Raw genomic sequence first — 12,192 nt, 5'->3', positions numbered from 1 at the left:
CTTATCACTCCATTTCAAAGCAAAAATTTGTACCAACAAAAAAATTAAGCATCCTGAAAGGAGGAATATTCGTCCTGTTTTTCTAAAGAGGTTCGGTAGCAATAAATTATTTTTCATGTGTATTTATTTTTAGTTCGCCGCTTTGCGGCTGTTTGTAATGGTCGCATGGAATAGCCTTTATTCATTCGCGGTTGGTATGCAACCTTGCTTGGCTATTTCATGTATGTATATTTATTTTTTTCAGTTGCCACACGGAATAACCATTTTTTTAGATTTAATACTCATTCCCGGTTGGTATAGATTCCTAATCTTTATGGTTATTTCATGTTAATTATTTTTATTTTTATAAAGTAAATAATGGAACCTGAAAATGTATAAAACCAGCGGCAGGAACATACAGATGACCATTATGTTTAAGAAAAATAACCCATATACAGTAAGGTATAGCAGCAGTAACAAAACATAGCTGATCAGCATACTCCACATTACAGACTTTAAGCGTAAAGAAGTGATGTATTCATCTTCAACTTTTTCACGAGTAAAGCCCAATATCAGTCCTCCGGCTATTAACAATATGGCTGTGATATTTTGTACAATTGATGTTTTAGCCAAAGTGAAAAAAGCACGGTCACCGAAAAAATCATCGTAGTATACCGCAGGTAAATGCGCTTCTGTTTCTACCCATTTGAAATCAGTGGACAGGATGATTATTCCTGAAATGAATGAAGGCATAAATAATGCCCAACCGATACTTTTAAATCTGTTGGGTAGTAAGTAGTTTTTCATTTTTTATGATTTTATTTGATTACAAATGTAAAGTATATTTTACATAAAGACAAAATAAATTTACAAAATGTAAAGTAAATAAGACCTGTTATTATGTATTTACAAGTTTTCATGGTTTTGGTTTGCAGTGTGAAGGCTAAAGCATAAATTCGCAATACAAACACTTAAATACTATATGGCTGTTTTAATTAACAAAGATTCAAAAGTAATTGTACAAGGCTTTACAGGTACTGAAGGCACTTTCCACGCTACACAAATGATAGAATACGGCACCAATGTTGTCGGCGGCGTTACTCCCGGCAAGGGCGGCAGCAGGCATCTTGACCGCCCGGTTTTCAACCTGGTTGAGGAGGCTGTAAAACAAACCGGCGCCAACGTAAGTATTATTTTTGTGCCCCCGGCATTTGCAGCGGATGCAATCATGGAATCGGCAGGCGCAGGCATTGAACTGATTGTATGCATTACGGAAGGCATTCCGGTACAGGATATGATCAAAGTAAAAAATTATCTGCAGGCTACCTCCAGCAGGCTCATCGGGCCAAACTGCCCGGGCGTGATCTCTGCCGAAGAATCGAAAGTAGGTATTATGCCGGGCTTTGTTTTCAAAAAGGGCAAGGTAGGCATTGTGTCAAAATCAGGTACGCTTACCTATGAAGCAGCAGACCAGGTAGTGAAAGCAGGACTGGGCATCAGCACTGCTATCGGCATTGGTGGCGACCCCATTATTGGTACCACCACCAGGGAAGCTGTGGAGTTGTTAATGAATGATGATGAAACAGCAGGCATTATTATGATCGGTGAGATTGGCGGAAGCATGGAAGCAGAAGCTGCACAATGGATAAAAGAAAATAACAGGAAACCTGTTGTTGGGTTCATTGCAGGACAAACTGCTCCTGCCGGAAGGAGAATGGGACATGCCGGCGCAATCATTGGCGGCGCTGATGATACAGCCGCTGCTAAAATAAAGATCTTACAGGAATGCGGCGTTGCCGTTGCTATGAGCCCTGCCGACATTGGTAAGAAAATTGCGGAAGTATTGAAGTAACGTAGATTATTTCACTTTTAAAATTTATACTATGGGAATCCTTTATTCAATCATCATCGGCGCAATAGCCGGCTGGCTCGGAAGCGTAATTTTTAAAGGGCATGGCCTGGGACTGCTGTGGAACATTATCATCGGTATTCTTGGAGGCATACTCGGATCGTGGTTGTTCGGGGTGCTCAATATAAGCCTGGGCGCCGGATGGGTAGGGCAGATACTTACGGGCGCTATCGGAGCCATAGTGTTGCTGGCGCTTATCAACCTTTTAACGGGGGGGCGCAGGGTTTAGACAACTTAAATACACAAAAAAATCCGGAACAAATGTTGCCGGATTTTTTTATACGCTTCTTGTGAATGACACTGTGGTCAAAAATAGTTGGTAAATTTTGATGTAATGATTGCCTTATTAAATTTGCGCTGGATTCATTGAAAGCCCTTTCAATGAACCCCTTTTTTATGAAAAAATCTGTCCTGTTAGTGCAAAGACAAGAACGCTATCTTGTACAAATTGTTACATACTTTCGAGGCAAAATAAACGTGTTTGGGCTTCCGTCTATATTAATGCCATTTCAATAGCTATAACAATTGCCTCTGTTATACTTTTTACTCCAAGCCTGGAAAAGAGATCCTTTTTATGATATTTGATAGTGTTAATTGTTAACTTCATTTCAGAAGCTATTTGGCGCATTGTTAATCCTTGTGCTGAATATATTAAGATGGCTTTATGTCTTTTGCTCAGCTTTATTTTGGATGTCTCTACCCAAACATTTTTAGTTAAATCAAACCTGAATGTCTTTTTTAGTTCATTACTGTTGCATCTAATATTGCCAGATTCTGTTTGTCCAGAAAGAGAAACTATGCAAAACGCTATCCAGGGATTGCCATATTTGTCCAGTAACAATGGCTTTACTTTGTGATTAACGAGCATGTAATTTCCGCTTTTTTGTTTAAGACGAAAGTCGTAGGAGATTGAATATTTCATACGGTCATTTAACGGCAAGTTTCTAAAAAAGGAAAATCCTGCTGTATTGATTCTTAAAAGGAGTTTTAAATCATTTTCTGGTACATTTTTAAAATAAAACAAATAACCATCTTTTTGTACCTGCTTTGCTGAGCTGCCGGAAAGAAAAAATGGGTTGTCAGAAACATATAAAAAGTTCCTGCGATAGTAATCAACCAGGTATATGGTTTGATAGGTGACTTCAGTTAATGATTTAACTATCTCAATAATTTGTTTTATAGACTCATAATCGCTATCCTTAATATTTTCATCAAGGTGAACTGGTTTAAAGAAGTCTTGTACTTTAATACTCATATGATAAACATCTTTGTTAGCAATCGTTGTATTTCTATGTAAATTAACACACCATTTGAAAATTATTACAAGAAAATAGTATTAAAAGCAAGCTTCCTACACTTATGTGTAGAATTTCAAATTTACACCTAATAATTAAGTTATTATTATATGTTTCTAATAATTTAGATTTTAATCCATTGCTGCTGTAATCTTATCAATGTTTTTTAAATCTTTAAATACATGCTTAGTAAAATATGAAAAATTACGTGATTCGAGTACTTATTAAAGCGATGCAACAACCAAAAATGAAATTGACGTTTTAAAACAGGTGAAATAATGCAGAAAAGGCATAACGACAATAACTTATATTTTAAAGAGCTTGCTAACACCTGTAAAGAATATTTTATTCCATACATTGAAAAATTTACAGGTATAAACAAAAAAAATGTACTAGAAATCGGCTGTGGTATGGGTGGCAATCTGTATCCATTCTATGAGCGTAACTGTACCGTTACCGGCATTGATATTGACAGTACAAGGATTGACTTCGCAAATAAAATATTTAGCAGCTTTAATAAACCACATTTAAAATTTGAGTTTAGGAATGAAAATTTTTTTGACACAGCATTGCAAGGCAGTTTTGACATTATTATCATTCACGATGTTATTGAACATATCGAGTACAAAGAGATATTCTTTGAAAAGTTAAAAAGTTTCTTATCACATACAGGAATTGTTTATTTTGGATTTCCAGCTTGGCATATGCCATTCGGTGGCCATCAGCAACTATGCGTGAGCAAGGTTTGCTCAAAGCTGCCCTTCATACATTTACTGCCCACATTCCTATATAATAAATTTCTGAAAATTTTCAAAGAACCAAATCACAAAATTGAGGAATTGCTTGATATAAAAAAGTGCAGGATGACAGTTGAGAAATTTGAGCAACTTAGCACTTTCAATAATTATGAAATCATAGATCGAAGCCTTTGGCTAATTAATCCTCATTACAGAATAAAGTTCAATTTAACGCCTATTAAAGTTAATAGGTTATTTGCATCTATCAAGTATTTGCGCAATTATTATGTAAGTTCTTGTTTTTATCTTCTTCAGTTAAATGTTTGTAAAGAGCAATTTAAAACTAAAAATTAAATTCGTGATTTGAAATTCCAAAGCAATATCAGAAGATTTCCAATCTTGATAGCTTATGCGGCATTGCAAAAATGGATTAGTGGAAAAAAGAAAATTGTGATTTTTGATGAGAAGCAGAGTCAGCTTCCATTATATTCATGAAGCAAAAGAGTTTCTCACAGTTATTTCAACCATTTAAAAAATCATTAAGCAAAAAGAAATCAACAACAGCAAGCATTTCAACGATAACGCTCTAATGACTGTCATCAGAAAAAATTCTATTAAAGATTCATTTTACACAAAAAAATCCGGAACAAATGTTGCCGGATTTTTTTATACGCTTCTTGTGAATTTATACGCCTACACGAAAACCATTTTCCAATACAGAGAATTTTTTTACTACAATAATGCCGTCCTTAACTGTGTATTTATCAGTATCCTGGTCTTCCAGGTGTGCGCCTCCGCGGATGATCACATTGTTGCCGATATACACATTCTTATCAATGATCGCATTGTCAATATAGCAGTTATCGCCGATACCTAAGGCGGGCGTGCCTTCCTGCTTGTGGCGCTCAATGCGTTCTAAGGTTTCATAATAGTCATTGCCCATGACATACGTATTGAATATTTTGGTATTGAAACCAATTCTGGAGCGCACGCCTATAATGCTTCTCTCTATGAGGTTCGCCATGATGATGCTGCCTTCTGCTATTACGGCGCTCTTCAGCAGGGAACCGTTGATCTTGGCTGTGGGCAACATTCTCGGACGCGTGAAGATGGCCTGCTTGGTATCGTACAGGTCAATGGAGGGAATGTCTTTGGTCAGGTCGAGGTTGGCTTCAAAGAAAGAAGATATGTTCCCGATGTCTTCCCAGTAGCCTTCGTATTGAAAGCTGATCACTTTGTGCCTTTCAATGGAATGCGGTATGATCTCTTTGCCAAAATCTGTTGCATCAGGATACTCGTGTTTCAGGCTGTTGATGAGTACATCCCTGTTAAATATGTAAATGCCCATGGAAGCGATGTAATCCCTGCCTTTCTTATGCATTTCTTCGCCTGTGTCGCTGGTCCATTCGGGCAGCAGTTCGGCATTGGGTTTTTCTATGAAAGAAGTGATAATGTTTTCTTCATTTGTTTTCATAATACCGAAGCCCTGCGCTTCTTTGGCATTCACGGGTATTGTAGCGATGCTTATCTCGGCTTTGGCTTCAATATGGGCTTTGATCATTTTTGCAAAATCGATCTGGTAAAGCTGGTCGCCGCTGAGGATAAGTACATATTCATAATCCTGGTTGTTGAAATGCCTGGCTGCCTGCCTTACCGCATCTGCTGTGCCCTGGAACCAGCCCGTGTTGATATCAGGAGTCTGCTCGGCGGCTACAATATCCACGAAGCCTTTGCTGAAGGAACCGAACTGGTAAGTATTTTTTATGTGCCTGTTTAGAGAGGCAGAGTTGAACTGCGTCAGTACAAAAATGCGGTGAATGCCCGAGTTCATGCAGTTGCTGATAGGAATATCCACCAGCCTGTACTTACCGGCAATAGGCACTGCAGGCTTGGATCGTGATGCCGTTAAGGGATAGAGCCTTGAGCCGGCGCCCCCTCCAAGTATTACGCTGATCACTACATCTGTGAGTCTTGCTTCCATAGTTTACGATTTATCTTGTCAATATATTTTTGGTCAGTTTAATAGTACGCTTTTGTATAGCTGTATGTATTTATCCACGGTGTTTTCCCAGCTGTTATCTATCTTCATCATCTTCTTACGCAGGGCTGTCATTACCTTTGGATTGTTGTAAACATGCATGGCTCTTTTACAGGCATTCACGAGCTCCTGTACTTCTGCATTGTTGAAACAGATGCCCCAGCCTTCGTCGCCTATATCGGTTACGGTATCATTCAGCCCGCCCGTTCTTCTTACCATCGGCATAGTACCATACCGCATGGCATACATCTGGTTAAGGCCGCAAGGTTCTACCCTGGAAGGCATTAAAAGAAAATCTGCCCCTGCATACATGATGTGGCTCAGTTGCTCGTTGTAGCCTATCACACAATTGTAATTTTCAGGTACAATTTTTTTCAACTGCTCTAAAAGCCATTCCACATGCGGATCTCCGCTGCCGAGAATTAAAAAGTTTACCTCTTTGTTTAACTGATGTATCGCAGAACCAATGGTATCGGGAAGTATGTTGGCAGCTTTTTCATGTACCAGCCTCCCAATAAAAATAAACAAGGGTTTGTCTATATCCAGTTCAAAGGTTTTGCAGAGCATTTCCTTATTTGATTTCTTGCCTTTATTTACAGTTAATGAGGAATAATGCGCTTCAAGGTACTTATCTGTTTTGGGGTTCCATACTTCTGTATCAATGCCATTGAGTATGCCGATGCATTTTCCTTTTTCGTATTCAAATAAAAGTTCCAGGCCGTTGCTGTTATGTTTTAGCTCATGCATATAGCTTGGGCTTACGGTAGTAACTTTCCAGGCATTTTTTACAGCGCTTGCCAGTGGATTGATGACGTTTTTCCACTCCAGCAAGCCGGCTCTCCATATGTCGTATTCAGGTATCCACATGCTTTTGTCCCAGCTCATCCAGCCCTGGTATTCGGCGTTGTGTATGGTAAATACTGTAGGTACTTTTGCAAGCGGCCTGAAATTAAAGCAATATTTAAACATAAATGGTATCAACCCTGTGTGGAAGTCGTGGCAATGTACAACATCTGGTTTTACCTTCCAGTCTGTAAGCCAGTGGCAGACAGCGATCTGGAAAGCTACAAAGCGCTGGGCATCGTCATCATAGCCATAGATTTTTGGCCGGTCGAGCAGGCCGTTGATATCAACTAAAAATAATTCAAAGCCAAGCTTATTGGTCTTTTCTTTAATGATGGTATAATCGAAAAAATAATTTCCTGAGTTTGTGCGGCCTTTATGGTGTACTTCCCATTTATTTTTTTCCAGGAAAGCTGTTTGATACATAGGCATTACGAGCATGGCATTGTGCCTGGCCCGGCATTGATATTTTGGTAAAGCGCCTGCTACATCTCCCAATCCACCGGCTTTTGCGACCGGATAGCATTCTGCAGTTACGTGTAAAATATTCATTATACTCGAAAATTATTTAATTGATAAGTCGGTTTTCATTTACGTACTCAAGTTAGTTTCTTTTAGGATATAAAAAAATGTTTTTTATCATAAATATAATAAAAAAGGATGCCTTGTAGCACTATTTTTAGAAAGAAACATCAGGCAGATAACCCGCCCAGCAATTGCACCTATGCAGGGATTGTTCAATGCCGGCATGAATGGCCATCCTGAGAAAAAAATAAGTTACGCCTCCGGCGGCTTAAAGGAAAATATAAAGATGCTTCTTACGCTGGCGCTTATTATTTCAGGAACCTGCGGTAAAAATTCTCATAGTGAGGAATGATCTTTTCAATATCAAACTCCAGGGCGTGGCGGTAAGCATTTTCTTTCATTGTGCTAAGTTTTTGCTCATCAGATAAAAGCTCAATAGCCTTTTGCGAAGCAGTGTCTGTATCGCCTGTATTGTATAGATAGCCTGTGTTCCCGTCGATATTTACTTCCGGTATGCCGCCGACGTTGGTACTCAACACAGGTGTGTGGGATGCCATTGCTTCGAGCGCGGCCAGGCCAAAACTTTCGTATTCTGAGGGCAGTATAAAAAGATCTGCGCAGGGAAATATTTCTTCCACTTTTTCCTGCTTACCCAGAAAACGCACATCTCTGTCTACGCCAAGGCTGCGGGCAAGCTCTTCACAATGAATTCTTTCCGGGCCGTCGCCAACCATCAGCAATTTTGCATTGATCTGTTTGCTGATATTTGAAAATATTTTTATCACGTCGCGTACGCGTTTCACTCTTCTGAAATTCGAAGCATGCATGATTATTTTTTCATCATTGGGTGCAAAGAGGCACTTGCAATTGTTGTTGTGGTGGTTGTGAAATCTCTCCACGTCTACAAAATTGTAAATAACTTCGATCTGTTTGCTGATATTAAAGTTCTTGTAGGTTTCCTCTCTCAGGTTTTCGGAGACAGCTGTAATACCGTCGCTTTCGTTGATGGAGAAAGTTACTGCAGGCTCGTAGGTCTTGTCTTTGCCAACCAGTGTGATATCCGTACCATGCAGTGTGGTGATCATGGGAATGTCCCTGCCTGTTTTTGACTGCAAAATTTTCTTAGCCATATAGCCCGCTGATGCATGGGGTATAGCATAGTGTACATGCAACAGGTCCAGCTGATGCCGCATGATCACTTCAACCATGGAGCTTGACAAGGCAAGCTCATATGGCGGATATTCAAACAAAGGATAAGAAGGAACGGGCACTTCATGATAGAATATGTTCGGGTTAAAAATATCTAACCTCACGGGTTGGCTGTAAGTAATAAAATGCACCTGGTGGCCGCGCAGGGCCAGCGCTTTGCCAAGCTCCGTAGCCAGTACGCCGCTGCCGCCAAATGTGGGGTAACAAACAATTCCTATTTTCATCCGTATATATTTTTATTTTTTTATTGGTTCCCGATAAGCTATCCGATAGCTACCGGCATCACCTATTTGCGAATATTTATCCTGCTTCGTGTATGCTAGCGTTTTTGTGCTTGCATAAACAATCATTAAGCAATTCAATTCAGTATATTTCTGTCTCTACACGAGTTGACTGGTCTTTTTTGATCCATACATCACGGTACCGGGTCATAGCCACTGCCGCCCCCGGGATGGCAGCGCGAAATTCTTTTCAATGATAAAACAAATCCTTTAAATACACCATATTTCTTAAACGCTTCCAGTGCGTATTGAGAGCATGTTGGCGTAAACCTGCACTTCGGCCCCAGTAAAGGCGATATGCCGTACTGGTAAAATTTTATCAGGAAGATAAAAGGATAAGCAAATATGTCAGATAGCTTCTTCATCCGGTATCTTTTCAGCTAATATATTCAATGCTGTTTGCATTTTTTCTTCTACTACATGGAAGGGAATAATTTCCCTGGATGTATAAATAAAAAAAACATCGGCCGACAAATTTCTGGCTTCCATTAATGCATACAAATTATTTTTGTGCAGCCTGTAAGCCTCTCTCACTAACCTTTTCACACGGTTGCGTTTTACTGCTTTGCTGAAGTACTTTTTACTTACACCCATACCTGTTTTCAAAGGTGAGGATTCCTGCGGCTCGCGCATGCAAATCCTGTAGAAGATTTTTAAAGGATGCACATAAAAAGAGCACCCGCTTCTGAACAGGGTTTCAATATCTTTCCGGCTTTTAAGTTTTTGCGCTTTGCCGTATGTAAATGTAGCTGTCATCTTTGGCACTCAAATGTAGTGGAATAAAAATAAAAAAGCTCCAAAACCTGGAGCTTTCAATGTGTATGCAAAGTTATTTTACTTTAAAGTACTTTCGTCGGATACGGTAAGTTTTCTACGACCTTTTGCACGACGACTTGCTAATACTTTACGGCCGTTGGCAGAAGCCATGCGTTTACGAAAACCATGAACTGATTTGCGGCGGCGGTTATGTGGTTGAAATGTACGTTTCATTTGTATCTTTGTTTTTCTCGTTTTTACAGTGCAAAAAAATTAGATCTTGTTTTTTGCAGCTGTTTGCTGTTTCAAAATTATTTTATCGTTTTCAAAAGGTTCGGAAGCAGGTTACCATAGCCAGTTTCCGTGTGAAAGGTGTGCAAAATTACAAATGATACTCAGTATTACAAAATAATATTGGCTTTTTTTAAAAAGGCAATGTGTAAATATAAAGAGGTATAGCCTGTATAGTGTTACCCTTGCGCATAAGCACAGACTGGATGTAATCAGGCCTCTTAGTGCTGATATCAAAGCTATTGTAGTTTCTGAAGTATTGTTTGGGCGTTTCTTTTTTTACGTTTAAAGAAAATTTCTTGTTGTATGCCAGTCCGTTTAAAGTAAAATTATTTAGTTTTTTAGTTGCGGCCGTGTCACCTATATTATCTTTCCTGAAAATTACATCTTCTGCTTTTGCAGAAAAATTAACTATACTGAAACTAACAAGAAGCGCCATTATAAAAGTAATTTTTTTCATAATCCACTATTTGTTTTGTAAATGTTATACTAATCCATTGCTAATAACGTACCAAAGGTACTAATAATGAGTTAAATAAAATCAAAATCTTTAACTATTTTTTAAATTTAACTATAAGTTAATTTTGGCAAGTGTTAAATTTTTAACAGGAAAAATGAGTTTTCCGCTTTATTTTGTCAGGTATTACTTATTTTTATAGCCTTCAAATATTATTAATTATGGCAAAGATAGAATTGATTCGCGTTCAGGGCGATTACGGTTTTGAAACGATAGACGACAATGACAGCCTTACGCGTATAGACGGCAGCCCCGAGATTGGAGGCAGGAATTTCGGCGCAAGGCCCATGAACCTGCTGCTCAATGCGCTGGCCGGTTGTGCAAGCATTGACGTGATCATGATCCTTAAAAAACAAAAACAGGATGTTACGGGATATAAAGTTGTGATCAATGCTGAAAAAGAGCAGGATAAGGAATTTTACTTATGGAAGAATATAGATATGACTTTTTATGTAAGCGGGAACGTGGAAGAAGGAAGGGTAAAGCGTGCTGTTGAACTTTCCATGAATAAATACTGCTCTGTAGCAGAAACCCTTAAAAGAGCCGGAGCCAAGATTAACACAAACATTGTAGTTAACCAGTAATTTATTAATACCAATAAGCCAACACTAAACATTTTGAAAGAAAAGAAGAAATGGCACCCGGCCACTAAAGCTGTGCGCCTGCAAATGGACAGAACCTACCAGGGCGAACATGCTTCGCCTTTATTTTTAACCAGCAGCTTTGCTTTTGAAACATCAGAAGATATACGTGCAGCATTTGCTGAAGAGCATTTTACCAATACCTACAGCCGCTATACTAATCCCAATGTAGAAGAGCTTTCCAATAAAATAGCTGCATTGGAAAACGCGGAAGCCGGTTTTTCAGTGGCATCGGGTATGGCAGCCATATTCGGAACCTTCATGGCATTGCTCAAGTCGGGCGACCACATTATCTGCAGCCGGTCAATATTCGGAGGCACCAACAGCGTGATCACCAAATACCTGCCCAAGTTTGGTATAGAATACACATACGTAGATGCGGTAAAAACAGAGGAGTGGGAGAAGGCAATAAAGGCAAACACCAAAATGATTTATTTTGAAACACCTACCAATCCCCAGTTAGAGATCATTGACCTTGCGGCAGTGAGCGCAATGGCAAAGCAACACAACATATTGACTGTAGTAGACAATTGTTTTGCCACACCTGTGTTGCAACGCCCCATAGACTTTGGTATTGATGTAGTGATACATTCTGCTACCAAATGGATGGACGGGCAGGGCAGGGTACTTGCAGGTTCTATTTCAGGAAGTAAAGAATTAATCAATGAGGTTTATCTTTTCTGCCGCGCTACGGGGCCTACTCTTTCTCCTTTCAATGCATGGATGATCAGTAAAAGCCTGGAAACACTGGATGTGCGCCTGGAGCGCCATTGTGCGAATGCACTGAAAGTAGCGCAGGCATTAGAAAGGCATCCGAAAATAAACCTGGTAAAATATCCTTTTCTACAGAGTCATCCGCAATATGAGATTGCCAAAAGACAAATGTCTTCCGGCGGCGGTATTGTTTGCTTCGATGTGCATGGCGGTTTAGGAGGAGCCCAACGTTTCATAGACAATTTAGAGATGCTGACGATTACCTCTAATCTTGGTGATAGCAGGAGCATTGTTTCCCATCCTACGACTACAACGCATTCCAGGCTTACTGAGGAAGAGCGGTTGTCTGTGGGCATCACTCCGGGATTGATTCGCTTGTCGGTTGGATTGGAATATGTTGATGATATTTTAGACGATATAAACCAGGCGCTCCAACACGTTTAGCGCTTATAGTTTT

Annotated in this window: 14 protein-coding genes; 5 read left to right on the top strand and 9 right to left on the bottom strand. The window is 39.5% G+C overall.

Annotated features, from left to right (window positions below):
* Positions 1 to 327: 327 nt before the first annotated feature.
* Complete coding sequence (locus OD355_RS13530) at positions 328 to 786, bottom strand: hypothetical protein (protein ID WP_263039026.1); 459 nt, start codon at positions 784 to 786, stop codon at positions 328 to 330.
* A gap of 175 nt (positions 787 to 961) precedes the next feature.
* Between OD355_RS13530 and sucD the strand changes: the two genes are divergently transcribed.
* Together sucD and OD355_RS13520 are read left to right on the top strand one after the other, a co-directional pair.
* Positions 962 to 1,831: a succinate--CoA ligase subunit alpha gene (gene sucD / locus OD355_RS13525; protein WP_263039025.1), complete on the top strand. Its 870-nt coding sequence runs from the start codon at positions 962 to 964 to the stop codon at positions 1,829 to 1,831.
* A 31-nt stretch (positions 1,832 to 1,862) separates the two neighbouring features.
* The gene (locus OD355_RS13520) at positions 1,863 to 2,117 is read left to right on the top strand and encodes a GlsB/YeaQ/YmgE family stress response membrane protein (RefSeq protein WP_263039024.1); all 255 of its coding nucleotides are present in this window, start codon (positions 1,863 to 1,865) and stop codon (positions 2,115 to 2,117) included.
* A gap of 264 nt (positions 2,118 to 2,381) precedes the next feature.
* Here the strand turns inward: OD355_RS13520 and OD355_RS13515 are convergent, their stop codons facing one another.
* Complete coding sequence (locus OD355_RS13515; RefSeq protein ID WP_263039023.1) at positions 2,382 to 3,143, bottom strand: response regulator transcription factor; 762 nt, start codon at positions 3,141 to 3,143, stop codon at positions 2,382 to 2,384.
* A gap of 318 nt (positions 3,144 to 3,461) precedes the next feature.
* On the opposite strand from OD355_RS13515, the gene OD355_RS13510 reads away from it, so the two are divergent.
* Complete coding sequence (locus tag OD355_RS13510) at positions 3,462 to 4,274, top strand: class I SAM-dependent methyltransferase (RefSeq protein ID WP_263039022.1); 813 nt, start codon at positions 3,462 to 3,464, stop codon at positions 4,272 to 4,274.
* 331 nt (positions 4,275 to 4,605) lie between these two features.
* On the opposite strand, the gene OD355_RS13505 is transcribed toward OD355_RS13510, so the two are convergent.
* The 7 genes from OD355_RS13505 to OD355_RS13475 form a co-directional block, all read right to left on the bottom strand.
* On the bottom strand, positions 4,606 to 5,901 hold the full coding sequence (locus OD355_RS13505) for a glucose-1-phosphate adenylyltransferase (protein ID WP_263039021.1): 1,296 nt from the start codon (positions 5,899 to 5,901) through the stop codon (positions 4,606 to 4,608).
* A 33-nt stretch (positions 5,902 to 5,934) separates the two neighbouring features.
* Positions 5,935 to 7,353 carry a glycogen synthase gene (locus tag OD355_RS13500; RefSeq protein WP_263039020.1) on the bottom strand — a complete coding sequence of 473 codons (1,419 nt, stop codon included), beginning with the start codon at positions 7,351 to 7,353 and terminating at the stop codon, positions 5,935 to 5,937.
* Between the two features lie 281 nt (positions 7,354 to 7,634).
* Positions 7,635 to 8,759, bottom strand: a complete 1,125-nt coding sequence (bshA, locus tag OD355_RS13495; RefSeq protein ID WP_263039019.1) for an N-acetyl-alpha-D-glucosaminyl L-malate synthase BshA — start codon at positions 8,757 to 8,759, stop codon at positions 7,635 to 7,637.
* 191 nt (positions 8,760 to 8,950) lie between these two features.
* Positions 8,951 to 9,181, bottom strand: coding sequence for a membrane protein insertion efficiency factor YidD (gene yidD / locus OD355_RS13490; RefSeq protein ID WP_263039018.1), 231 nt, complete (start codon positions 9,179 to 9,181; stop codon positions 8,951 to 8,953).
* Positions 9,165 to 9,572 (bottom strand): ribonuclease P protein component, encoded by a 408-nt coding sequence (gene rnpA / locus OD355_RS13485; RefSeq protein WP_263039017.1) that lies wholly within the window; start codon positions 9,570 to 9,572, stop codon positions 9,165 to 9,167. The genes yidD and rnpA overlap by 17 nt, the downstream gene beginning before the upstream one ends.
* A 78-nt stretch (positions 9,573 to 9,650) precedes the next feature.
* Complete coding sequence (gene rpmH, locus OD355_RS13480) at positions 9,651 to 9,806, bottom strand: 50S ribosomal protein L34 (protein WP_263039016.1); 156 nt, start codon at positions 9,804 to 9,806, stop codon at positions 9,651 to 9,653.
* A gap of 190 nt (positions 9,807 to 9,996) precedes the next feature.
* Positions 9,997 to 10,323, bottom strand: coding sequence for a hypothetical protein (locus OD355_RS13475; RefSeq protein ID WP_263039015.1), 327 nt, complete (start codon positions 10,321 to 10,323; stop codon positions 9,997 to 9,999).
* 218 nt (positions 10,324 to 10,541) lie between these two features.
* Between OD355_RS13475 and OD355_RS13470 the strand changes: the two genes are divergently transcribed.
* Positions 10,542 to 10,964, top strand: a complete 423-nt coding sequence (locus OD355_RS13470) for an OsmC family protein (RefSeq protein ID WP_263039014.1) — start codon at positions 10,542 to 10,544, stop codon at positions 10,962 to 10,964.
* A 33-nt stretch (positions 10,965 to 10,997) separates the two neighbouring features.
* A complete protein-coding gene (locus tag OD355_RS13465) occupies positions 10,998 to 12,179 on the top strand; it encodes an O-succinylhomoserine sulfhydrylase (protein ID WP_263039013.1) in 1,182 nt (393 codons plus the stop codon).
* The last annotated feature ends 13 nt before the right edge of the window (positions 12,180 to 12,192 follow it).

This window comes from Haoranjiania flava (assembly GCF_025631005.1).
Lineage (GTDB): Bacteria > Bacteroidota > Bacteroidia > Chitinophagales > Chitinophagaceae > Haoranjiania > Haoranjiania flava.
This window is presented reverse-complemented; position numbering and strand designations above follow the sequence as displayed.